Genomic DNA, 23,635 nt, shown 5'->3' with positions numbered 1-23,635 from the left:
ACAAAACCAATCATATCATTTTGTTTCGTGGAAGTCAATAACTTTTTATTGAAATTAATTTATGACTTTTTCACATGATTGTTCAAAAGCACGATTTTAAATATATCATCTCTCCAAATTGAAGTCAACACATTTTCCACTAAAATATTTAACTAGCCAACTATTATCCTCTTTCCAAAACAAAAGAACACCGAATTGCTTTATTAAACAATTTCGGTGTTTTCATAAACCTGACTTGTATTCTTAATCAAACTTACACTCTAGGAAGATTTAAGCTAAGAAGATAAAATATAATAGAAATACTACAAATAATCCATACATGATTGGATGTATTTCCTTAGCACGTCCTTTTACAATCATTGTAATTGGATAGAAAATGAAGCCGATTGCTATCCCTGTTGCGATACTATATGTTAATGGCATTGCAACGATTGTTAAGAAAGCTGGTACTGCAATCTCAAACTTCTTCCACTCGATTTCACCCAATGAAGAAACCATTAAAGCACCAACAATAATTAATGCCGGAGCAGTTACCGCAGATGTAACAACTCCTAGTAAAGGTGAAAATAATAAAGCTAATAGGAAGAAACCAGCTGTGACAACAGAAGCAAAGCCTGTTCTACCACCTGCCGCAACACCTGCAGTTGATTCAACATATGATGTAGTCGTTGATGTTCCTAAGATTGAACCTATTACAGTTGCTGATGAATCCGCAAACAATGCTTTGCCTGCTCTTGGTAATTTATTATCTTTCATTAAACCTGCCTGGTTCGCAACTCCAACTAGAGTACCTGCAGTATCGAAGAAATCGACAAACAAGAATGTTAAGATAACTGTTATCATTTGGATTGTAAATACATCTCCAAGGTTTATAAATGCTTGCCCAAAAGTCGGGGCAATACTTGGAACTGCACCAATGATTTTTTCAGGTACACCTACTAGGCCAAATATCATTCCTACAATTGAAGTTATGATCATCCCATAGAAGATACCGCCTTTGACACCACGTACCATTAAAATAACTGTAATTATAAGTCCAAAAATTGCTAACAATGTATTTCCGTTTGTTAATTCGCCAATACCTACTAGAGTTGCATCATTATTTACGATAATTCCTGCATTAATCAACCCAATAAATGTTATAAACAAACCAATACCTGCACCTACTGCATATTTCAGCTCTGCAGGAATTGAGTTAATAATTGTCTCACGAATTCCTGATAATGTTAAAACAATAAAAATACACCCTGATACAAGCACACCTGATAAAGCAGTTTGCCATGGAATACCCATTCCTAACACTACTGAATAAGCAAAGAATGCGTTTAAGCCCATACCAGGTGCAAGCGCCACTGGATATCTAGCCAATACTCCCATAATTAAAGTACCAATCGCTGCCGCTACTGCAGTTGCAACAAATACTGCGCCTTGGTCCATTCTCATTTCTGCTGGTAAATCAGGAACATCTGCCAATGAAAGCATACTTGGGTTTACAAATAAAATGTAAGCCATAGATAAAAATGTAGTTAATCCTGCAATAAATTCCCGTTGATAATTTGTTCCTAATTCTTCAAATTGAAAATAGCGTTTCATAAATTCGGTAGTCCTCCTCGTTAAAGTATAATAAAAATATTATTACGAAAAAAACACTCCAGTTAAATACTGGTAGCGTTTCTACAGGAGATACCATGATAAATTTCTTCGTTGAAAACGTCATAAAGCCATTATCATGAACCTCGTAGTCAAGCTATTTCCGGTAGCTTGGTAGAAACTTTCGGGCCGTATTCCCGACATTATACGACGGTCTTTCTATTATTCTAGGAAAACTTCATTCATATTTTAACAGGAACAAAACATCTAGTCAATAAAAAGGCGAACATTTTTAATCCGTTAATCAAAAATGTTCGCCTTTAATCCGAAGGGCGTGATATTCTCTACTATTCTTAGTAGGTTACTCCCACTCAATCGTTGCAGGTGGCTTACTCGTAATATCGTACACCACACGATTAACGTGCGAGACCTCATTTACAATCCTTGTTGAAATCACTTGTAATACATCCCACGGAATCCGCGCCCAATCCGAGGTCATTCCGTCAATAGAAGTTACAGCACGAATACCAATAGTATAATCATAAGTTCTCGCATCACCCATTACACCTACACTTCTAATGTCAGGAAGAACGGTAAAGTACTGCCAAATTTCGCGGTCTAGTCCCGCATTTTTTATTTCCTCTCGAAGGATAGCGTCTGATTCACGAACAATTTCTAGCTTTTCCTCAGTAATTTCACCTAGAACTCGAATACCTAGGCCAGGTCCAGGGAATGGCTGTCTCCACACTATATCATTAGGAATACCTAATTCCGTCCCTAATGCACGCACTTCATCCTTGAACAGTGTATTTAACGGCTCAATTAAAGTAAAATTCATATCTTCCGGTAATCCACCTACATTATGGTGTGATTTAATAGTTTGCGCTGTTTTTGTTCCACTTTCAATAATATCTGTATACAGTGTCCCTTGTGCTAAAAAGTCTATCCCTTCAAGCTTTTTCGCTTCATCATCAAAAACATATATGAACTCGTTCCCAATGATTTTCCGTTTCTTTTCAGGATCTGAAACACCACGTAGCTTTTCCATAAAACGTTCTTTCGCATCAATTTTGATGACATTCATATGAAAGCCTTCACTAAATGTTTTCATAACACTGTCAGCTTCACCTTTTCTTAATAAACCGTGATCAACAAAAATGCATGTTAGTTGATCCCCAATAGCTTTATGGATTAATACAGCTACTACGGAAGAGTCTACCCCGCCGCTCAATGCACATAAAACCTTTTTTTCACCAACTTGCTCACGGATCTTTTGCATTTCAATCTCAATGAAATTTTCCATTGACCAATCGCCACTACATTCACAAACATTAAAAACAAAGTTCTTCAGAATATCATTCCCATACACCGAATGTTTTACTTCAGGATGGAACTGCACACCATAAAAGCGACGCTTCTCATCACTCATTGCTGCGATAGGACAGGATGGGTTGATTGCATCAATGACAAATCCCTCAGGTGTTGATGTAACTAAATCACCATGACTCATCCACACAACCTGCTCAGCAGGCAAATCTTTATAAATTTTCGACTGATTATCAATATTAATAGTTGCTTTTCCATATTCTCGATGATTTGCTTTCTCAACTGTTCCGCCCAATTTATGAGTCATCAATTGCATACCATAGCAAATACCTAGAACTGGTATTCCTAAAGTAAAAATATCGTTATCACAGTTAAATGCTTCTTCACCATAGACGCTGTTCGGTCCACCTGATAAAATAATTCCCTTTGGACTCATTTTTTTAATTTCAGCAGCAGAAATTTCATGATCGTGAAGTTCACTGTAAACACCTAATTCACGAATTCTTCTCGTGATAAGCTGATTATACTGACTACCAAAATCAAGTACTAAAATCATTTCATTAACTTGCTCTCTTATTTCCAACATACTCACTCCTAAAATATTGTGAAAAGCCTTACCAAAAGGCAGAATTCTAGCTTTCTAGCAAATTTCCCGAACATTTAATAACAAAATTCAGAATTTATTCGTAATTATCATACCAACGTGTTCTTGACTGGTCAAGCTAATATCTTCTTAATTAATTCCTCCCATAAAGTCATTATAGCTTTCCATTCCTCTTCACACTTATCATTGTTCGAATATAGAATTCTCTCATACATTTTGGCAAACTCCGTCATTTCAGTAGAACCGATTGAATGATCAACTCTTCTTGCATATTCTCTAATTGTTTCACCATTTTCTAATGGTATTCCCTTATTCCTTAATAGCTTGTACAAAACCTCAAAAGACATTTCCGGTGTTTGTTTATTTTTTCTAAGACGGTAATTTACCAGAACCCAATAAGGATATAAACGTCTCCGAAATTTATATAAAACTACACTAATTAAGAAAATCGTAGCTAAAACAATATTTACTTCCTTCAGAGGAACTTTAATTTTGTTAAAAGAGTTGGTGGTTTTTGTATTTCCCTTTTTTCCGTTTTGATCCTTTTCCGTTTCATTTAGTATCTCATTTTCAGACAGCTGCTCCTGCTCTTGTAGTATTTGTTCTGCTTGGACAGTTGCAGGAATGACGCTCTCCGAAAACGTATATGGATTCCTAAAGCCCCTAGTTGGTTCAAAAGGTACCCAACCAATGCCCGGAAAGTAAACCTCCACCCATGAATGCGCATTTGAATTTTTGACTTCATACAGTCTTGCTCCTGTTTTTAGCGTTTCGATATACTCTCCTTGAGTGTAACCTTTTACCCAACGAGCTGGGATTCCCAAAGATCGTAATAACACAACCATTGATGTAGAAAAATTATCACAATATCCTCTTTTTGTCTCAAAAAGAAATTGATCAACGTAATCCTGATCCGCTTCAGGAATAGCTACGTTTTTCTTCTCATACTTATAACCTTGCGAAGAAAAATAAGACTCGATCGCTTTTACTTTTTCATAACGAGTATTCTTTTCTTTTGTAATTTCAAATGCTAAGGCTTCGACCCTTTCCGGTAAAGATTCGGGAAGCTGTGTATAAATTTCCTTTATAAATTGATTATCACCATCATTTGCAAGCTTTAATGCATCAAGGGAAAACTCCGGAAAATGATAGGCTAATTCATAAGAATGTAAAATTTGTTCATTCTCTATTGATAGTTTCCCTATAAAGGGTTCAACATAGAGCTCTGGATTTTCTGGAATTTCCATGGCACGAAGATCAACGGGATAAGGGATATGTGGATGATCACCAATGTTTTCAACCAATACTTTTGCCATTATTATTCCATCATTATTTACATTTTCAATAATATCCAGATTAATATTGTTTTTATCTAAAACAATTTTCGGTATATATTCCGAAATTTCCCAGCCTTTACCTGTGTAAAAATCCTTCGTTTCAACTCGCCAATAATGAGCCTTTTTAACTTCCGCAGTAAAAACTGTCGTATCATCATCTGAAAATGAACCTCCTAATCTAGAATCATCAACGCCATAACCAATTTTATTAGATGTACTAAATTCGCCCGTAGTCATAGATTTTATAAAGGGTACTGGATCTGGCCATTGTGGACCCATCTTCGGACCAAAAAAACCTAACCCTATTGATAACATGATCATAGCGGTTAGTAACAGAATCCAAATTGGGCGAATCGGTATTCCTTCATTATCTCTAATCCTTGAAAATTGTAAACAACCTAAAATAAAAAAACCGACAATTATAATTCTTATAATCGCAATGCTCGCATCATATGGTGTAAACGTATCTAAAACTGTTACATAAATGAGAGTTAAAATAAAAAAAATAAAGACCCGCTTTGCCTCAATTAACCAATAATGGAGCAAATAACACATAACCCATAAAAGTAATAAAAACAGAAAGCTTCGGAACATATCGGTCATGCTCAACCAATCCGCTTTAAACATATTATGTGTATTCACTAAAATATCTTCAAAAAAATCACTAAGCCAACTGAGACTGAAAAAGGAGCTTTCGAAAAACAATGCATGTAAAATATACAATAAACCTATAATACGTAACAGAAAAGACAACCATGACTGTAAATTGAGGAAGTATAATGAAAAGCAAAAAGCTGAAAACATTACAAAATAGAAGCTATTTGTCGTGTCAGTCACTTGTTCAAGTGGGCGTAACCATTCCCAAAACAATAAAAATCCCAAAATATATAAAATTAGGTGGCTGCTTTTAGTATAAAACCATTGCTTATTTATCGTCACTCTATCTCACCTCTAGAACGATGTGTATCAAAGCAGTCATCCATCTCCTTAATGATAAAGCTTTGTTTGCTTACGAAACTTTCATTTGCATCTAATCCATACTTTTCTACAGTAGTAATAACAATTTTATATTGATTACTTACTAAATTTTTTGCTAGTTCGAGTAAATCATACTGAATTTGGTCGACAACAAATATAATTGTACTTCTTGGCGGCAATACCGGGAGATTCCCTTTTAATAAATGGCATAAACCTATAGTAGCATCATTACTTACGGTTGCTAGATGATAAAAAATTTGTTGCTTTGACTTATTTGATCCATTTACCGGGAACAAAGTATGCTCTTCCCCCATCGAAACTAGTCCAATAGGGATATTATTTTTATATAATTCATTTGTCAATGACGCTGTAAATTCGACTATTTTTTCAAATGAACCTGATGGGATGAAAGAGGACCGGTCCATCACAATGACGATTTGTTCATTCTCTGTTTTGTCAAATTCCTTTGTCATTGGACTATTTTTATTAGCTGTCATCTTCCAATTGATCCAGGATAGACGATCACCTGGCTGATATTCTCGAGCACTTGTTGGAATTAGTGATTCTTTTTGATCATCTAACCCTCTAGCAATTACACCCTCACCAAATTTATTTTTTAACGAAAATAAATGAATTGGTTGGAGCTTAGGATAAACAGTAATTGAATCTTCTACGTTAATTACAATTTCTTTTCTTATCCAACCAAAAAAATCAGCTGACGTTATTTTTATTTCATTAAAAAGGTGCTCCCCTCGTTGCAGATTATCGATCGCAAAGGAACCTTTTATTTTACGTTTGAATATCGGATATAAAATCAGCTTTTGATTACTTGTATTAATAGAATCGGAAATTTTTTCTTCTATAAATATAAAATAAAGCGGAAAAGGCTTGTTTCTCGTAAGTTTTATTTGAACAGTTACGCTATCTCCCGTCTCGTATCTCCTGTCTTCAATTATCCTTTCAATTTTCCAATTGTTTAATGGATAAAAAGCAAAAACTAGCGAAAATAATAAAAATGGGACAAAGCTATAGAATAGAAACCAACTCACAAATCCGCCTTGAAACATTGCATACGCAAATAAAATTCCCGCTCCAATTAGTAAGGCTATTATTCTACTTGCTAGCTTCAATTGATTTATTATGCTTTCCATATTTATTAGCCTCTCATTTCACGCTATGAACAAAGTTTCTGGGGCACCTTCATAAAAATTACATTTCTCATAATTATTCCCTCAATATGAAATCTATGAAACCGGTACTTGTACATGATTAATAATTTCGTTTAGGATCTCCAACGCTGATTTACCTTTATATCTAGATTCAGAATTTACAATGATTCTGTGAGCTAATACAAAAGGTATTAAAAACTTCACATCATCAGGAATAACATAATCTCTTCCTGACATAAAAGCTAACGCTTGGGACGCTTTCATAATCGCAATGGATCCCCTTGGACTAACGCCTAAATAAACATCACTATGGCCTCTTGTTCGATTTACAATTTCGATAATATACTTTTTGATAGTAAGATCGACATACACTTTTTGTACATGTTTTTGTAGCTCAATAACTTCCTCTATCGAGATGACTGATTGCAATTGTTCAAGTGGATGTCCAACAGCTAACCTTTCTAATAAACCGATTTCCTCATTTTGTGTTGGATAGCCCATCCTCATTTTTAATAAAAACCGATCAAGCTGCGCCTCAGGTAACGGATATGTCCCCTCATACTCAATAGGATTTTGTGTTGCCATAACAAAAAAAGGCTTAGGTAATATCATTGTAGTTCCATCAACAGTAATACTTCCTTCTTCTAAACCTTCCAATAGTGCTGACTGCGTTTTCGGGGATGTCCGATTTATTTCATCTGCCAAAACAATGTTAGCCATAATTGGTCCAGGGCGGTATTCAAAATGTAACTTCTTCGGATTATATATTGAAATACCAGTTACGTCAGAGGGCATTAGATCTGGAGTAAATTGAATTCTTTTGAAGGTAGCATTAATTGATTTAGCTATGGCTCGAACCATCATTGTTTTCCCAACTCCTGGGACATCTTCTAACAATACGTGTCCTTGTGCCAACAAAGCAACCAAACTCAAAACAACCTCTTGTCGTTTACCGATTATTACCTTTTCGATATTATCTACTATTTTTTCAATCATTGGATTCATTGGATGAAATGTCTCATATCTATTGTTCATCTATATTCTCCTTTTAGTTTTTACATAAGTTCAAATATATTAGTAGTACTACATAATTAATAGCTAATTAATAATCTTAAGTAAGCTCTCTTTTTTATATTTTCTACTATTCTATTATACATTCTTTCGCAAGCCCAAAAATCCTTTCTTTTCAACAAAAGCAGGTTCCAATTAAAGGAAAAAAATAGGGTTGCCCCTACGGGCAGCCCTCATACCTAAAACAAATAATCACTATATCCTTTAATTTCAAATGATACAATATGATTTGTGTTCAAAAATTTCTTGTGTATATCATTACCAGCATTAAACCAACCGCGCATTAATGAACGTTCTAAATCATCAACAGATTGCGCCTCTCGAACAACATTAAAAAATTGACCGTCTATCATTCTAATTTCGATTTCGTAACGCCTCATTTTGTCAGCCTCCCTAAATCGACTTTCAGGAAATATTTTACTAGAGTAAACAGCAACTGTAAACAGGCTTGAGCCCTTTGTTTTTTATTCTATATTTTTGTTTTCTACGTTTTTTCCTTATAATATTTAAAGCAAAGCCTGTTCATTTCTTATATAGTAGGTGAAAAACATTATGGGTAAAGAGCAAATATCAGAAGACTTTAAAATAAAAAGTAAAGATTTCTATGAAATTCCAACAATAGAGCTTGCCCAAAGCTTATTAGGTTGTTTGCTTATAAAAAAAACTATTGAAGGTATAGCAGCAGGTTATATTGTAGAAACGGAGGCTTATATCGGACCTAATGATAAGGCTGCACACAGCTATCAAAATCGCAGAACAAAAAGGACTGAAATCATGTTCCATGAAGCTGGACTAGTATATACATTTAAAATGCATACCCATTGTTTAGTTAATGTAGTCAGCGGAAAAGAAGGTGCCCCAGAGGCCATTCTAATCCGTGCCCTCGAGCCATATCTTGGGATTGATCTAATGAAAAAAAGAAGGCAATGGGAAAACATTTATCAATTAACCAACGGCCCTGGGAAACTCACAAAGGCGATAGGAATAACAATGGACGACTATGGTAGTACGTTCCGACAACCACCATTACTAATTGCAGATGGTATTATGCCTGAGGCAGTATCGAGTGGAAAACGGATTGGAATTGATAATAGCGATGAAGCCAAAGACTATCCGTGGCGTTTTTGGATTAAAGATAACCCTTTTGTATCTAAATTACCGAAAAAATAATTAGAAAAGACAAGAGGATTACAAAAAACTAAGGAATGCAAGCACTTTTAGAACTACATTTAGCGTTTAGTACACATTAAATGTTGAATTCTAGAGCTAGTTAAACTCGTATGAGTCCGACTTGCTTTTTTATATAGACGTTCTTTTATAATTTTGATGATTTTTAACGGACATGAGATCCGTTATTTTGAGCAAATAGTTGGTTTTTTGAATTTTACGGACACACGTTCCGTTATTTTGCAGAATCGAAGCTATTTTTGCCCAATTTTTTTAAATAACGGATCTGGTGTCCGCATGAATCTCAAATTTACATTATTTTTATATATAAGAGATCTGGTGTCCGTTAACAAAAGCTTTAGTACAACGTTACAACATAATATGGGCTGATGATCCATCACATTTGCTTTAGTACTGATGGGTAGGAAAAACAAAAGGCTTCTTGGCCATATAAATTATATATTTATGATCATGAAAAGAGGCTCCCCAAAAGTTCATAAACTTAAGGGAAGCCTCTTCTTTAGACTTTTCAGTCAATGTTTTTTATTCAGCCAACGTTATTATATACAGTTGTACTTTACTTCAAACAATGTTGCTAATTCAGCCAACATTACTTTTACCAATATACAGTTGTACTTTATTTCAAAAAATTCCTTTTTGGATGATGTTTATTACATCATTCCCATTCCGCCCATGCCGCCCATGTCAGGCATTCCTGGTGCTTCTTTTTCAGGGATGTCAGCCACTACTGCTTCTGTAGTTAAGAACATAGCAGCAACGCTTGTTGCGTTTTGTAATGCGGAACGAGTAACTTTAGTTGGGTCAACGATACCAGCTTCCATCATATTTACCCATTCACCAGTTGCAGCGTTGAAGCCAATGCCAACTTGTTCTTTCTTTAAGCGATCTACGACAACAGAGCCTTCTAAACCTGCGTTGTGAGCGATTTGACGAACTGGCTCCTCCAATGCACGAAGAACGATGTTTACGCCTGTTTTTTCATCGCCTTGTAAATCAAGCGCAGCTACTTTGTTATATACGTTAACTAGGGCTGTACCACCACCGGAAACAATACCTTCTTCCACAGCTGCACGAGTAGAGTTTAATGCGTCTTCAATGCGAAGCTTCTTCTCTTTTAATTCAGTTTCAGTCGCAGCACCAACCTTGATTACTGCAACACCACCAGCTAATTTTGCAAGGCGCTCTTGTAATTTTTCTTTGTCAAATTCAGAAGTTGTTTCTTCCATTTGTGCACGGATTTGGTTAACGCGAGCTGCAATTTTAGCTGATTCACCAGCACCTTCAACAATTGTTGTATTTTCTTTTGTTACAACAACTTTAGAAGCACGACCTAATTGGGCTATACTAGCAGATTTAAGATCTAAACCGATATCTTCAGTAATCACTTCACCGCCAGTTAAAATTGCAATATCTTCTAACATCGCTTTACGACGGTCTCCGAAACCAGGAGCTTTAACAGCCACTGCATTAAATGTTCCACGAAGCTTGTTCACTACTAATGTTGCAAGAGCCTCCCCTTCAACATCCTCAGCAATTAGCAATAACGGCTTACCTTGTTGAACAACTTGCTCTAATACTGGTAAGATTTCTTGAATGCTAGCAATTTTCTTATCTGTAATTAAAATATAAGGATTTTCTAGAACAGCTTCCATTTTATCTGAATCAGTCACCATGTATGGAGAAGCATAACCACGGTCAAATTGCATACCTTCTACAACTTCTAATTCAGTTGTGAAGCCTTTAGATTCTTCGATTGTGATAACACCATCGTTACCAACGCGCTCCATTGCTTCAGCGATTAATTGACCTACTTCTTCGTCTCCTGATGAAATAGCCGCTACTTGCGCAATTGATTCCTTACCTTGAATTGGTTTGGAGATTGCTTGTAATTCTTCAACAGCAGCATGAGTTGCTTTTTCAATACCTTTACGAATTCCCATTGGGTTCGCACCAGCGGTTACATTCTTTAAGCCTTCACGAATTAATGCTTGTGCAAGAACTGTTGCAGTTGTTGTACCATCTCCAGCAACATCATTCGTTTTACTTGCTACTTCAGCAACTAATTTAGCACCCATATTTTCAAATGCATCTTCTAATTCAATTTCCTTCGCGATTGTAACACCGTCATTTGTAATTAATGGTGAACCAAATTTTTTCTCTAATACAACATTACGTCCTTTAGGTCCAAGCGTTACTTTTACCGCATTTGCTAATGTATCTACACCACGAAGCATCGAACGACGAGCTTCTTCACTAAACTTAATTTCTTTTGCCATTTATATAGTACCTCCTCAAATTTTTTAATAATGAAAGACTATTTTAAATTAAGGGTGATCTACTATGTAACAAGACTAGTAGATCTATCTCACGAAAAATGTTAAAAGAGTGACCAGTTCACGCTCCATTAAATTCCGCGTTCAAGACCAATTAGCCTACGATTGCTAATACATCATTTTCGCGAAGAATTAAATATTCTTTGCCTTCATACTTTACTTCAGTACCTGCATATTTTGAAAAAATGATGCGTTCGCCTTCTTTAACCTCTAACGCAACCTTTTCTCCGCTGTCTAATACACGACCAGTACCTACTGCAACCACACGACCTTCTTGTGGCTTTTCTTTTGCAGTATCCGGTAAAACAATACCGCTTGCAGTTTTTTCTTCTGCCTCAACAAGCTCAATAACAATACGATCACCTAATGGTTTTAACAAGTGAAACACCCTCCTAAGATTTTTTATATTATTTTCCAATTTATTAGCACTCGTTCTCTTTGAGTGCTAACACATTTATTATAATAAATAATCTCTTTCTTTTTTGCAAGTAAAATGTATTAATTTTTTTTGATTTGTTTCCCCCTTTTTAAGTGGTATATTTCAAAAAATAGTCCACTAGTACATTATTAACAAAAAAAACCAAATTAATCATCCTTTCAGCGGAAAAGGAGCGGAACTTCACTGGAAACACCTTTATTATATTTTCCTAATGAAAACATATAATTTCCTAAGTATATTTTGAAATATAAATTCTCATTAAGATTAGTAGCAAGCTTATTTGTCTGGTATTATGTATTGGATAAGTATGTTAAAATACGGGTGTAGATTTTTACCATCTTAGATTGAAGGTGTTTTTCATTGAATGCTAGATATTGGTTCACAATATTAACATATATTTTAGTTCAGTTTTCCGGTGCTGTTTTTGGATTCGATCTACTTTTAGCAAGCGGTGTCCCTAAAGAACATACTCTCGCCATTTGGACGGTTATTAGTTTTTCTGTTGGACTTCTTATTGTTCTCTTCTTATTAATACCAGATATGAAAGAAAGGCATCATACTGAAGGCAGAGTCTCGAAATCAACTGCTTTCGGATGGACTATTGCCGGAATAGGTCTTGCCTTTTTCGCCCAAGTAATTGCTGCTCAAATAGAAATGAAACTAGGAATTGAAATGGGCTCCGAAAACACAGAAATATTAGTTGAGATTGCAAAGACAACACCAATCTTTATAATTGTGACCTCCGTAGTTGGACCAATTTTTGAAGAAATCATTTTTCGCCAGATTATTTTTGGAAGTCTTTATCGAAAGTTTAATTTTTGGATAGCAGCCATAATTAGTTCGTTGATTTTTGCTGCTGTACATGTTGATTTTACACATATACTAATTTACACTGCGATGGGCTTTGTTTTTTCATTCCTTTATGTAAAAACAAAAAGAATCTTAGTTCCAATTATGGCCCACGTATCAATGAATACATTTGTTGTCGTAGTTCGTATCTTCTTGGGAGATTATTTTGAAAAAATGCAGCAGCAATATGAGCAACTACAAGGATTTATTGGGGGCATACTATAATGAGACCGACACCATATACGTTAGGCTTTATTTATGCAGCAATGGGTATCATGTTTACATTTTTAGCAATAGAAACTGCTCAAAAATCCATTTGGAATGTTTCTACTATATTACTAATGCTGATTGCAACCTTTGATTTTAGTACGGCGATACGATTCTTTACTTACAAAAGAAGGTTACAAAATAATAACCATGATGAATGTTAGATGAATGTTTTGGTAATTGAAAGAGGGATTATCTCGCGACAATCCCTCTTCACGTAATATGTATTATTTTAGTGGGTAATTCTTTAAAAAATAGATTAAAGATTGTAATTCCACAGCTAAATCGATATGATGAATTCTTATTTCTTCAGGAACATTGATTCTAGCCGGCGTAAAATTTAGTATTCCTTTTACACCTGTTTTTACAAGACGGTCGGTTATTTGCTGTGCAGCCTGTGCTGGTACGGTCAATATAGCAACTTCAAACTCATCTTGAATTTTGTCCTCTAAATCATCTAAATGATAAACAGGAACACCGCCGACATCCTTCCCTACTTTACTCTCATCAATATCAAACGCCATTTCGATACTTGAGTTATTATTTTTCATGAAATTGTAATGAAGAAATGCTGTACCTAAATTCCCGACGCCGATTAAACAAACCTTCACTACTTCATCCTGGTTGAGTGTTTGCCTAAAAAATGATAACAGATAATTGACGTTATACCCATATCCTTTTTTTCCGAGTGCACCAAAATAAGAAAAATCTCGACGTATCGTTGCTGAATCAACCTTTACTGCATCACTCAACTCCTTAGAGGATACGCGTTGTTTCCCTGATGCATGTAAATTCATTATAAAACGATAATATAACGGCAGCCGTTTTGCAGTTGCCTGTGGAATTTTATTGTTTTGGATACTATTCATACCTCTCCCCCTTAAAATGGTAGTATCTGTAAAAAGATTAGTTTTTTTACAAAACTTTTGACACTACCAAATCCGTTTCATTGCTTAAATAATGGATGAAATTTTCGAAATATCGTACTAGTTATAACCCTTCTCTACGGAAAATTCCGCTTTTTCCACCAGTTTTCTCAACTAAATAAGTTTCTCCAATAACCATCCCTTTATCAACGGCCTTACACATATCATATACTGTTAAGGCTGTTGCTGTAGCTGCAGTTAAGGCCTCCATCTCAACTCCGGTGCTTCCTTTTGTTTTGACAATTACTTCTATATGTAAAATATAATTAGGTGATTTATTTTCCCACGAAAAGGAAATATCTACACCTTTAAGCATAATCGGATGACACATCGGGATCCATTCTGGTGTTTTTTTAGCTGCCATTACCCCAGCCACTTGAGCAACCGCCAAAACATCCCCCTTTTTAATCTTATTTTCAGTTATTTTTGTGTATATTTCTTCATTTACTTGAATGCTTGATCGTACTACCGCCGTTCTTACAGTATCATTTTTTTCTGTTATATCAACCATTTTTGCACGGCCTTGCTCATTAAAGTGCGTAAAAGACATCTTCGTTCATCCCCTTACTTGTGAATATACACTATTTTGGATTACCTGTCTTGAATTAAATTAATATTTTCCATAAGTAGTTTTGTTGCCCGCGCGTCTCAATATAAGATAAACTAATTTTATGAAATAAAGAGGTGAACGGACATGATTTTACTGCAAGTTAATCAACTTACAAAATATTATGGTGCTGAACTTATTTTATCTAATATTAAAATAGAAGTACAATCAAAAGATAGAATTGCCTTAGTCGGTAGAAACGGGGCTGGCAAATCAACACTACTCAAAATAATATCTGGACAAATGTCTTATGATGGTGGCGAAATTATTAAGCCAAAAAATCTTGATATTGGCTATCTTGCTCAAGACACAGGTCTGGAATCAAGCTTATCTATTTGGGAAGAAATGCTGACTGCTTTTAAACATTTTAAAATACAAGAAAAAAAACTTCGAGAGCTTGAAATGAAAATGGGTGACCCTGAGTATTTAAATGATTCATTGAAGCATGAAAAACTACTCAAGGAGTATGACGATCTTCAAGTTAAGTTCAAAGATGAAGGAGGCTATCAGTATGAAGCTGATATTAGAACTGTCCTCCATGGACTAAGCTTTGGGGATTTTGACTATGAAACATTGATTGGCACTTTAAGCGGTGGTCAAAAGACTCGATTAGCTCTAGCGAAGCTTTTATTAACTAAGCCTGGTTTATTAATTTTAGATGAGCCGACGAATCATTTGGACATTGAAACACTTTCCTGGCTGGAACAATATTTACAAGGATATCCTGGGGCATTATTAATTGTTTCACATGACCGGTATTTTCTAGATAAGGTTGTCACGCAGGTATATGAGCTTTCAAGGACAAATTGCCGTCGATTTGTTGGTAACTATAGTAAGTTTTTGCTGGAAAGTGCTGCTTTATACGAGCAAGAGCTCAAGCAATATGAGAAACAGCAATTGGAAATTGCGAAGATAAAGGATTTTGTTCAACGTAATATCGCTAGAGCATCCACAACAAAGCGAGCCCAAAGTCGTCGCAAGCAACTTGAACGTATAAAAATTATCGAACGCCCTTCGGGGGATGAAAAATCGGCTTCCTTTTCATTTGAGATAGAAAAGCAAAGTGGAAATGATGTGTTAATGGTTGACAATATTTCCGTTACTTATTCAGACTCGAGTTCAGACTCGAGCGAAAAACCAATTTTAAAGGATGTTTCGTTTTTATTGCAAAGAGGGGAAAGCGTAGCCTTAGTTGGACCAAATGGTATTGGTAAATCTACATTATTAAAAGCAATTACGAAGAAGCTCCCATTAGCAGGCGGGACTATCACCTACGGGTCTAACGTATCCATTGGATATTACGATCAGCAGCAAGCAAATTTAACATCGAACAAAACAGTATTATATGAGCTGTGGGACGAAAATCCAATGATGCCAGAGAAAGATATACGTACTATTTTAGGGAACTTTTTATTTAGTGGTGACGACGTTCTAAAGATTGTCTCTTCTTTAAGCGGTGGAGAAAAGGCCAGATTAGCACTTGCAAAGCTAATGATTCAGAAATCAAATGTTCTAATACTTGACGAACCCACCAATCACTTAGATTTAGATAGCAAAGAAATTTTAGAAAATGCGCTTATAGATTATCCTGGAACGATCCTATTTGTCTCACATGACCGTTATTTTATTAATCGATTGGCAACTAGAGTGATTGAATTATCTAATGAAGGGCTACAGTCTTTTTTAGGAGATTACGATTATTATGTAAATAAAAAGAATGAGCAAAAGGAATTAGAGGAACTTTCTACGATAGAAAAAAGTTCTCACATGGACGTAAAAACAAATTCAAAACTTGCCGGAACTAGTAAACAACGCTACGAACTTGACAAAGAGCAAAAACGAAAAGAAAGACAACGGCAACGACGAATTGAGGAAATTGAGCTACAAATCGAAGAGCTAGAGTTGAAAATTGCCGAAAATGAAGAGCTACTATGCGATCCCGATGTTTATCAAAATTATGAGAGATCCACTGAATTAACTTCTGCTAATCAAAAACATCACGAAAAGCTTGAAGAATTAATGGATGAATGGGAGTCTTTACAGCAATAGGTGCCATAGAGGTGTCCATAGCAGTGTCCATAGAGGTGTCCATAGAGGTTCCTGACCCCTCCAGAAAGTGGGAAATAGGCTATTGGCAAGCTTGCCGATAGTCTTATTTTTTGGACTTTTTACAGAGTAATATCTGTATAAATATAATTTCAAAATAAAATCAGAACGTTTGTCCGATGAATATTAATTGAATATACTTAATGAATATTTTGGCCCACATATTCACACTATCCACAGTATTATTCACAATTAAGGCTTGCTTTGACGGTCCTTTACTATCGTTATCCACATTATCAACAGATTTTGCATAAGTTATCCACAGTTATTATAAACAACAACAGTACCTGTTTTGACAAAACTTCTGGAAGTTATCCACCAATTTAATTATTTGTGGATAACTATTGTCCACATCGATAATATCCTTTGATATAAGTTGTAATCACTGTAATAATACTGATAACTCAAAAATAAAAAAGGAGTTGGTTTTTTTCTCAAACTCCTTCAAGAATACACTTTAAATCTTATTTAAAATGATTAGATTACCCTAATTGCAAACCCGGTGTCCCATTTAAATCTAATCCTGCTCGTTTCCCCTTATTAAATTCTATTGTTCCTGCTGCAGCAATCATAGCAGCATTATCCGTGCATAAAGATAAAGGTGGGATAACAAGCTCAATACTAGATGAATTAAATTCTTTTTCTAGCGCTGCTCTTAATCCTTTATTTGCAGCTACTCCACCTGCGAGAAGTACTTGTTTCACTTTATGTTCCTCTGCAGCTTTTTTTGTTTTTGTAACTAATACTTCAATAATACTTTCCTGAAAACTTGCAGCAAGGTCCTCGTGTTTTATTTCTTCTCCTCGTTGTGTTGCATTATGAAGCACATTAATAACGGCTGATTTTAAACCACTAAAGCTAAAATCATAAGAATCCTTTTCCAGCCAAGCTCTTGGTAGGTCTAGTGAAGGGGTCCCTTCATGGGCAAGTCGATCGATATGAGGTCCCCCTGGATACGGAAGATTTAATTGTCTCGCGACCTTGTCATAAGCTTCACCAGCTGCATCATCTCTTGTTTCACCAATCACTTCGTAGGAGCCATGCTCCTTCATATAAACCAGCTCCGTATGTCCACCTGATACAACAAGGGCTATTAATGGAAAGGTAAGCTCTTTAACAAGTCTATTAGCATAAATATGCCCAGCAATATGGTGTACTGATACTAGTGGTATATTATGTACAAATGAAAGTGCTTTAGCGGCATTGACACCTATTAATAAAGCACCAACTAACCCCGGGCCTTCCGTAACGGCAATTGCATCTATTTCAGCAAATGAAATGTTTGCTTTTTTCATCGCTTCTTCAAGTACAATTGTGATTTGCTCAACGTGATGCCGCGAGGCTATTTCAGGAACAACGCCACCAAATCTTTTATGACTCTCAATTTGCGAAGCAACTACATTTGCAACAATCTCTCTACCGTTTCTTACAACTGCTACTGCTGTTTCATCACAGCTGGTCTCGATCCCTACTATTAATATGTCTTTTTTTTCACTCATTTATATTCACCCACATTACAATCGCATCCTCATTGTTATCTACATAATAGCTTTTACGGATTCCACCCTCTTTGAAGCCATATTTCTTATAAAGATTTTGGGCAACATGATTTGAAATCCTCACCTCAAGTGACATTGTCTTTGCCCCTACAGCACGGCAAAATTCAATAACTTGCTTTAATAGGGCATCTCCAAGCTTTTTACCACGACATTCTGGAAGAACGGCAATATTTGTGATATGTACCTCATCGAGAATAATCCACAAACCACAGTATCCGATAATTTTCGAGTCTAGAACCATTACTATGTACTTCGCAAATTTATTGTTTGTTAATTCATTAAAAAAAGCCTCTTTACTCCATGGCATTGAAAAAGCACTAGTTTCGACTTCGTAAACCTGTTCAACATCCTCCAAAGCCATTAATCTGAATTGAACTTGAACATTGTCTTCCATTACTTCCTCTCCCGTGCCTCTAACCATTTTGCCTCAGCTTCTGCAAGTCGAGCATAATTAGGTACAAAGGAATGAATATCCGCAGCTTCCTTCTTTAACCCAATCATCGCTAGCTCTGAAGGGCGAGGATTAAATAAGCTAGGTGGCGCAATTATGGCTTGATCCTCTAGAGCCTCCTTAATCATTGCTTCATGAAGGGGAATATCATTACCTAAAAACAATACTCTCCTTGATTGTAACTTTAACTGTTCAGCCCAATCTTTTACTAAAATAATCTGATCAGCTTTAATTGCTTGAAATTGTTCATTGTACCGTCCATATAGCCCAGTATATACTTGTCCTCTTCGAGCATCAAAAAGTGGTGAGACTACTCCATCGAATAGTTTTCCATTGTTCGCCAACACCTCAAGGCTTGAAACACCAACAAGGGGAATTTGTAACGCCCAAGCCATAGTTTTTGCAATTGTAACACCAATTCTTACACCTGTATACGATCCGGGCCCATACGCGACAATAATTCTATCCAACTGTTTTGGTTCTACCCCAACCTCTTTCATTAATTCGCGAATAGCCGGCATAACTCTAATGGAGTGATTTTTATTCATATTCGTAATATATTCACCAATAATTACGTTTTTGTCTGTTACTGCAATTCCCATTACTAAATTGGACGTATCAATTGCTAATGCTTTCATCTATTGCTATCTCCTTACACAAATCTAAATACCGATTCCCCTTCGGCTGTAGGACAATTTCTCTTTCATGATCGCTAACACGTAATATATTGATATTTAGCCATTCATTTGGTAACTGATCCTTAATAAACTGAGCCCATTCTACTACTGTTATTCCATTGCCATTAAAATATTCATCGAACCCCAAATCCTCATCACTTTCTTCTAATCGATAAACATCCATATGGTATAAAGGTATTGTCCCTTGTGTATATTCCTTAATAATTGTAAATGTTGGGCTATTAACAGTTCTAGTGATTCCAAGTCCTCGCGCTAGCCCCTTCGTGAAGGTTGTTTTCCCTGCACCAAGGTCTCCCTCAAGTGTTAACACCGTACCAGGCATTAGTTTCCTTGCTACGCTTTCAGCAAATTTCATCGTTTGTTCCTCTGAATGACTCAAAAAAGTAAACTTACTCACTCGATCACCTTATTTTATATAAAAATTTAATACATGAATAACGTGAACCCCCATAATAAACGTTATGGCTGTACTAGGTTACACATTATAAGTGCTTTATTTATTGATTGAAAGAGCCTACAAAATATTTTTTCTAAAATGATTATACCCTTGCCTTTGTAAAACCGTTGTTTTATTTCCTTCTTTTAATAGAACCTTTGGTTCCCCTTCTTTTACATAGCCAATGTTTGTAATTTTATAATTATTTCGTATACATTCAGCTTTAACCTCATACCAAACCTCAGGTGCAACAGTCCCCACCAACTCATAATCTTCGCCACCATATAGAAGCCAATGTTTTTTATCTTCTTGATTGTAGATACTAAATGATTCACTTCTAGGAAGTCTATTAGCATCTATTTCCAGTGTGACACTACTTGCTATTGCTATTTCATTAAGTTCACTGGCAATTCCGTCACTAACATCGTTTAATGAAACTCGTGAATACTTATTTAAAATTCTACCAATTTCTATCCGAGGTTCTGGCAGTTGATGTCGCTTAACTAAATACGCTTCATCACTTGTAAAATTATAATCACAGCCATGTTCTAATAAAAGCTTAAGTCCAACAGATGAATCCCCTATATTACCTGTCACAAATACTATATCATTTGGTTTAGCATTTTGTCTTAAAAGCCTTCGTCCTTTTTTTATACGGCCTAATACTGTAATCGTTATAACGAGACTATGCTGCGTTGATACAGTATCACCACCTATTAAATCCATGTTGTAACGGTCAGCAATGGTTCGCATACCTTTGTATATTTCTAATAGGTCAGCTTCATCCCAAGTCGTTGGAATAGCTAGAGATACTAAATAAAAGGTGGGTTCGCCACCCATAGCAGCAATATCACTTATATTACTTGCCAATGCTTTATAACCTATATGGAAGGGCTTCATTGTATTTCGTGTAAAGTGCACCCCTTCTACCATTGTATCCATACCAATAATTTCTTCAACCTCACTATCACCTGAATACAAGGCTGCGTCGTCACCAATTCCCGTAATTAAATGTTGATGTTTAGATTCTTTCGGTGTAATGCTATTAATAAATGAAAACTCGTCATGAATTGACACCGTAATTCCTCCATAGCATTTTTCATGTTCCTTCAAGTTCCTTCAAAAAAATCCTTAGGCATGAAGTCCTAAGGATTTTATAATTCCATATTTATTTTCTCATATATTCATTGGTTTTACAAAATAGATTGATCAAGAGCATTTAAAAAGGCTGCTAAGATATCTTCAGGGTCTTCTATTCCTACTGATATTCTTACAACACCTTCCGTAATTCCCAATTCATCTCTTAGTTCCTTTGAAAGAGCACGATGTGATGTAGCAGCTGGATAAGAAACGGTAGTTTCAACTCCAGCCAGAGTAGGCACAATCTTTATCCAAGAGAGAGACTTAAAGAACTTTTGGACATCACATTTTCCGATAACATCAATTGTAACGATCGGTCCATTCCCTTTTTCTGATACGAAGTCCGGATAATAAACCTTGCATACACCTGGATGAGATTTTAACTGATCTGCAAGAAATTGTGCATTATTTACATGACGCTCCATTCGAACACTTAAGGTTTTAATACCACGGGTTCCCAACCATGCTTCAAATGGGCTAAGATTTAGACCAAGATTAACAATCTTTGCCCGCGCCTTTGCAATTAAATCCTGTTGGCCAACTAGCACGCCAGCTGTTACATCACTGTGGCCGCCTATATATTTAGTAGCGCTATGGACAACTAAATCTATACCCTTCAAGTAAGGCTGGCACAAGAAAGGGGTTGCAAACGTATTATCAATCATTGTAATGATATTGTATTCTTTTGCTATCTTAGTAAGCTCCTCTAAGTCCTCAACCCTTAACAAAGGATTTGTAATTGACTCGGAATAGAGCAGTTTTGTATTTGCTTTAATAGACTCCCTAATTTCTTCTTGGTTTTCAAAAGATACAAATGATACTTCAATTCCAAAATCCTTTAATTCGTTTTCTAACATATGATAGGTTCCACCATATGTGTCATTTGTTGCTACAATATGGTCACCAGTCTTTGTAACAGCTAGAATTCCAGCTAATATAGCTGATAAACCAGATGATGTTGCCACACCTGTAGGAGCTCCTTCAAGATTCGCAACTGCAAGGGCTAAATCGTCTGTATTTGGGTTTCCTACTCTAGTGTATAAATAGGCGCCGTTCCCTTGATAGTAACCTTCCAACTCTTCAAGATCTCCGAAAGCAAAAGCAGATGTTTGATAAATCGGATTTACCTTGCTAGTAAATGAGCCTAGTCTTTTTTCTGATAAATGAACCGTTTCAGTATTGAAATGATGCTTCACCATTATTTCCCCCTTCATAATTAGTTTCTACTTTAAACCTACATATAGAAGGGGTCAAATACTTTTTTTGGACCTAAAGGGATTAATGTTATTATGCAGTAGTTTATTTCTTAGTCAATTAAACTGAAAATCATAAATTGAAACTCATTTTGTTTAATTTCCCCTTGTGATAATTAAAATATTTTAGGACAAAATGGAATTATGAACTTTATATAGGAGAAAATTTATGATTCAAGCATTTGCAATAACAAGTGATTTCAAAAAAAAAATATTTACAAACATCGACAATATTAATTTCACAAATTACAAATGGATTTGGTTTGATTTTAACATGCCTACTGAAAATGAAATATTAAAATTAACCGAATTTTTCCACTTTCACCCATTAGCTATTGAGGATTGTGTACACAGACTTCAACGGCCTAAACTAGATTATTATGAAGGATATACTTTTTTCGTAACTCATGAATTAAATAATAACGATTTGATAAGAGAGGAAATATACTTTTTCATTGGTTTGAACTACATAGTATCTTTTCATTACCATAATTCAGATCAGATAAATCAAGTATGGAATAGAGCTATTTCAATAGACAATATAAAAAACTGGGATCATTACCATTGTTTTTACGAGGTATTAGATAAAATTGTTGATCAATACTTTCCTTTAATATATGAAATTGAGGATGAATTAAACACTTTAGAGGATAATTCAGAAAAAAAATCGATGGAGTTACTATTAGATGATTTGTTTGAAATTCGCCACGAATTATTAACATTAAGACATACAATAAATCCAATGAGAGATCTATTATATCGAATGTTAAATTCACAGCATTTAGAAGGAGTTATTAAAAGAAATGCATACTTCTCAGATATTTATGATCATTTATTAAAGCTGTCAGAGATGGTTGAATCAAATCGTGATATTACTACGGATATTCGTGATAGCTACATTTCTATAAACTCTCACCAAACAAATCAAGTAATACAAATCCTAACAATCATTACATCAATTTTTGCACCATTAACCTTTATTGCCGGAATATACGGTATGAATTTTGTTCATATGCCTGAATTGACAACAAAATACGGTTACTTTGCTACGCTAATTATCATGGCAATTATAGCCACCAGCATGTTCATTTGGTTTAAAAGGAAAGGCTGGTTTTAGTTTCCAATATTTCCCGGGGTCAGGCTCCTAGGTGGCACCCTCTATGGACACCACTATGGACACCACTATGGATACCACTATGGATACCCCTCTGGCACCTTGGCGGTAATGAAGTTTACATGGTGTAAATGTTATGATAATTTGCAAAACAAAAAGAGTAGTGGTTTTTTCCACTACTCTTTCTCTTCGCC

At 35.5% G+C, this 23,635-nt stretch carries 21 protein-coding genes and 1 riboswitch; of the genes, 5 read left to right on the top strand and 16 right to left on the bottom strand.

Going from position 1 to position 23,635, the window contains the following annotated elements:
* Positions 1-270: 270 nt before the first annotated feature.
* The 6 genes from D612_RS0108345 to D612_RS0108320 all read right to left on the bottom strand — a co-directional run bounded on the left by D612_RS0108345 (position 271) and on the right by D612_RS0108320 (position 8,455).
* Positions 271-1,593, bottom strand: a complete 1,323-nt coding sequence (locus D612_RS0108345; protein ID WP_017755002.1) for an NCS2 family permease — start codon at positions 1,591-1,593, stop codon at positions 271-273.
* 126 nt (positions 1,594-1,719) lie between these two features.
* Positions 1,720-1,821, bottom strand: a riboswitch (purine riboswitch).
* 130 nt (positions 1,822-1,951) lie between these two features.
* Positions 1,952-3,493, bottom strand: coding sequence for a glutamine-hydrolyzing GMP synthase (gene guaA / locus D612_RS0108340; protein WP_205619888.1), 1,542 nt, complete (start codon positions 3,491-3,493; stop codon positions 1,952-1,954).
* A gap of 140 nt (positions 3,494-3,633) precedes the next feature.
* On the bottom strand, positions 3,634-5,796 hold the full coding sequence (locus D612_RS0108335) for a transglutaminase TgpA family protein (protein ID WP_017755000.1): 2,163 nt from the start codon (positions 5,794-5,796) through the stop codon (positions 3,634-3,636).
* Positions 5,793-6,986 carry a DUF58 domain-containing protein gene (locus D612_RS0108330; protein ID WP_017754999.1) on the bottom strand — a complete coding sequence of 398 codons (1,194 nt, stop codon included), beginning with the start codon at positions 6,984-6,986 and terminating at the stop codon, positions 5,793-5,795. The genes D612_RS0108335 and D612_RS0108330 overlap by 4 nt, the downstream gene beginning before the upstream one ends.
* 93 nt (positions 6,987-7,079) lie before the next feature.
* On the bottom strand, positions 7,080-8,039 hold the full coding sequence (locus tag D612_RS0108325) for an AAA family ATPase (RefSeq protein WP_017754998.1): 960 nt from the start codon (positions 8,037-8,039) through the stop codon (positions 7,080-7,082).
* Between the two features lie 215 nt (positions 8,040-8,254).
* Positions 8,255-8,455, bottom strand: a complete 201-nt coding sequence (locus D612_RS0108320; protein WP_017754997.1) for a hypothetical protein — start codon at positions 8,453-8,455, stop codon at positions 8,255-8,257.
* Positions 8,456-8,627: 172 nt separating this feature from the next.
* Here D612_RS0108320 and D612_RS0108315 point away from each other — a divergent pair, with 172 nt between their 5' ends.
* Positions 8,628-9,245: a DNA-3-methyladenine glycosylase gene (locus tag D612_RS0108315; protein ID WP_017754996.1), complete on the top strand. Its 618-nt coding sequence runs from the start codon at positions 8,628-8,630 to the stop codon at positions 9,243-9,245.
* 668 nt (positions 9,246-9,913) lie between these two features.
* Here the strand turns inward: D612_RS0108315 and groL are convergent.
* Both groL and groES read right to left on the bottom strand, forming a co-directional pair.
* Complete coding sequence (gene groL, locus D612_RS0108310) at positions 9,914-11,539, bottom strand: chaperonin GroEL (protein ID WP_017754995.1); 1,626 nt, start codon at positions 11,537-11,539, stop codon at positions 9,914-9,916.
* 151 nt (positions 11,540-11,690) lie between these two features.
* Positions 11,691-11,975: a co-chaperone GroES gene (gene groES, locus D612_RS0108305; protein ID WP_017754994.1), complete on the bottom strand. Its 285-nt coding sequence runs from the start codon at positions 11,973-11,975 to the stop codon at positions 11,691-11,693.
* 420 nt (positions 11,976-12,395) lie between these two features.
* Between groES and D612_RS0108300 the strand changes: the two genes are divergently transcribed.
* Together D612_RS0108300 and D612_RS0108295 are read left to right on the top strand one after the other, a co-directional pair.
* Positions 12,396-13,109, top strand: a complete 714-nt coding sequence (locus D612_RS0108300) for a CPBP family intramembrane glutamic endopeptidase (protein ID WP_017754993.1) — start codon at positions 12,396-12,398, stop codon at positions 13,107-13,109.
* Positions 13,109-13,315, top strand: a complete 207-nt coding sequence (locus D612_RS0108295) for a YdiK family protein (protein ID WP_017754992.1) — start codon at positions 13,109-13,111, stop codon at positions 13,313-13,315. Before D612_RS0108300 ends, D612_RS0108295 begins: the two co-directional genes overlap by 1 nt.
* Positions 13,316-13,378: 63 nt before the next feature.
* Here D612_RS0108295 and D612_RS0108290 read toward each other — a convergent pair whose 3' ends face one another.
* Both D612_RS0108290 and moaC read right to left on the bottom strand, forming a co-directional pair.
* On the bottom strand, positions 13,379-14,020 hold the full coding sequence (locus D612_RS0108290; RefSeq protein ID WP_017754991.1) for a redox-sensing transcriptional repressor Rex: 642 nt from the start codon (positions 14,018-14,020) through the stop codon (positions 13,379-13,381).
* 121 nt (positions 14,021-14,141) lie between these two features.
* The gene (gene moaC / locus D612_RS0108285; protein ID WP_017754990.1) at positions 14,142-14,627 is read right to left on the bottom strand and encodes a cyclic pyranopterin monophosphate synthase MoaC; all 486 of its coding nucleotides are present in this window, start codon (positions 14,625-14,627) and stop codon (positions 14,142-14,144) included.
* A gap of 144 nt (positions 14,628-14,771) precedes the next feature.
* On the opposite strand from moaC, the gene D612_RS0108280 reads away from it, so the two are divergent.
* Positions 14,772-16,733, top strand: coding sequence for an ABC-F family ATP-binding cassette domain-containing protein (locus D612_RS0108280; protein ID WP_017754989.1), 1,962 nt, complete (start codon positions 14,772-14,774; stop codon positions 16,731-16,733).
* Between the two features lie 539 nt (positions 16,734-17,272).
* Here D612_RS0108280 and tsaD read toward each other — a convergent pair.
* The 6 genes from tsaD to D612_RS0108250 form a co-directional block, all read right to left on the bottom strand.
* Positions 17,273-18,289, bottom strand: coding sequence for a tRNA (adenosine(37)-N6)-threonylcarbamoyltransferase complex transferase subunit TsaD (gene tsaD, locus D612_RS0108275; RefSeq protein ID WP_017754988.1), 1,017 nt, complete (start codon positions 18,287-18,289; stop codon positions 17,273-17,275).
* Positions 18,282-18,743 (bottom strand): ribosomal protein S18-alanine N-acetyltransferase, encoded by a 462-nt coding sequence (gene rimI, locus D612_RS0108270; protein WP_017754987.1) that lies wholly within the window; start codon positions 18,741-18,743, stop codon positions 18,282-18,284. Before rimI ends, tsaD begins: the two co-directional genes overlap by 8 nt.
* Positions 18,743-19,438, bottom strand: a complete 696-nt coding sequence (gene tsaB, locus D612_RS0108265) for a tRNA (adenosine(37)-N6)-threonylcarbamoyltransferase complex dimerization subunit type 1 TsaB (protein ID WP_017754986.1) — start codon at positions 19,436-19,438, stop codon at positions 18,743-18,745. The genes rimI and tsaB overlap by 1 nt, the downstream gene beginning before the upstream one ends.
* Positions 19,419-19,895: a tRNA (adenosine(37)-N6)-threonylcarbamoyltransferase complex ATPase subunit type 1 TsaE gene (tsaE, locus tag D612_RS0108260; RefSeq protein WP_026092441.1), complete on the bottom strand. Its 477-nt coding sequence runs from the start codon at positions 19,893-19,895 to the stop codon at positions 19,419-19,421. Before tsaE ends, tsaB begins: the two co-directional genes overlap by 20 nt.
* 117 nt (positions 19,896-20,012) lie before the next feature.
* Complete coding sequence (gene thiL / locus D612_RS0108255) at positions 20,013-21,011, bottom strand: thiamine-phosphate kinase (protein WP_017754984.1); 999 nt, start codon at positions 21,009-21,011, stop codon at positions 20,013-20,015.
* Positions 21,012-21,127: 116 nt separating this feature from the next.
* Positions 21,128-22,273: a trans-sulfuration enzyme family protein gene (locus D612_RS0108250; protein ID WP_017754983.1), complete on the bottom strand. Its 1,146-nt coding sequence runs from the start codon at positions 22,271-22,273 to the stop codon at positions 21,128-21,130.
* Between the two features lie 223 nt (positions 22,274-22,496).
* Between D612_RS0108250 and corA the strand changes: the two genes are divergently transcribed.
* Complete coding sequence (gene corA / locus D612_RS0108245) at positions 22,497-23,444, top strand: magnesium/cobalt transporter CorA (RefSeq protein WP_017754982.1); 948 nt, start codon at positions 22,497-22,499, stop codon at positions 23,442-23,444.
* Positions 23,445-23,635: the final 191 nt, after the last annotated feature.

The organism is Calidifontibacillus oryziterrae, assembly GCF_000331575.1.
GTDB classification, from domain to species: Bacteria; Bacillota; Bacilli; order Bacillales; family Bacillaceae_J; genus Calidifontibacillus_A; species Calidifontibacillus_A oryziterrae.
Note: the sequence above shows the minus strand (reverse complement) of the source record. Positions and strands in the feature narration are given on the sequence as shown.

What these genes read in the sequence shown, in the direction of transcription:
- D612_RS0108345 (WP_017755002.1), bottom strand. Translation starts at nt 1,593, where the DNA reads ATGAAACGCTATTTTCAATTTGAAGAATTAGGAACAAATTATCAACGG.
- D612_RS0108330 (WP_017754999.1), bottom strand. Translation starts at nt 6,986, where the DNA reads ATGGAAAGCATAATAAATCAATTGAAGCTAGCAAGTAGAATAATAGCC.
- D612_RS0108325 (WP_017754998.1), bottom strand. Translation starts at nt 8,039, where the DNA reads ATGAACAATAGATATGAGACATTTCATCCAATGAATCCAATGATTGAA.
- D612_RS0108320 (WP_017754997.1), bottom strand. Translation starts at nt 8,455, where the DNA reads ATGAGGCGTTACGAAATCGAAATTAGAATGATAGACGGTCAATTTTTT.
- D612_RS0108315 (WP_017754996.1), top strand. Translation starts at nt 8,628, where the DNA reads ATGGGTAAAGAGCAAATATCAGAAGACTTTAAAATAAAAAGTAAAGAT.
- groL (WP_017754995.1), bottom strand. Translation starts at nt 11,539, where the DNA reads ATGGCAAAAGAAATTAAGTTTAGTGAAGAAGCTCGTCGTTCGATGCTT.
- D612_RS0108295 (WP_017754992.1), top strand. Translation starts at nt 13,109, where the DNA reads ATGAGACCGACACCATATACGTTAGGCTTTATTTATGCAGCAATGGGT.
- D612_RS0108290 (WP_017754991.1), bottom strand. Translation starts at nt 14,020, where the DNA reads ATGAATAGTATCCAAAACAATAAAATTCCACAGGCAACTGCAAAACGG.
- moaC (WP_017754990.1), bottom strand. Translation starts at nt 14,627, where the DNA reads ATGTCTTTTACGCACTTTAATGAGCAAGGCCGTGCAAAAATGGTTGAT.
- D612_RS0108280 (WP_017754989.1), top strand. Translation starts at nt 14,772, where the DNA reads ATGATTTTACTGCAAGTTAATCAACTTACAAAATATTATGGTGCTGAA.
- tsaD (WP_017754988.1), bottom strand. Translation starts at nt 18,289, where the DNA reads ATGAGTGAAAAAAAAGACATATTAATAGTAGGGATCGAGACCAGCTGT.
- rimI (WP_017754987.1), bottom strand. Translation starts at nt 18,743, where the DNA reads ATGGAAGACAATGTTCAAGTTCAATTCAGATTAATGGCTTTGGAGGAT.
- tsaB (WP_017754986.1), bottom strand. Translation starts at nt 19,438, where the DNA reads ATGAAAGCATTAGCAATTGATACGTCCAATTTAGTAATGGGAATTGCA.
- D612_RS0108250 (WP_017754983.1), bottom strand. Translation starts at nt 22,273, where the DNA reads ATGGTGAAGCATCATTTCAATACTGAAACGGTTCATTTATCAGAAAAA.
- corA (WP_017754982.1), top strand. Translation starts at nt 22,497, where the DNA reads ATGATTCAAGCATTTGCAATAACAAGTGATTTCAAAAAAAAAATATTT.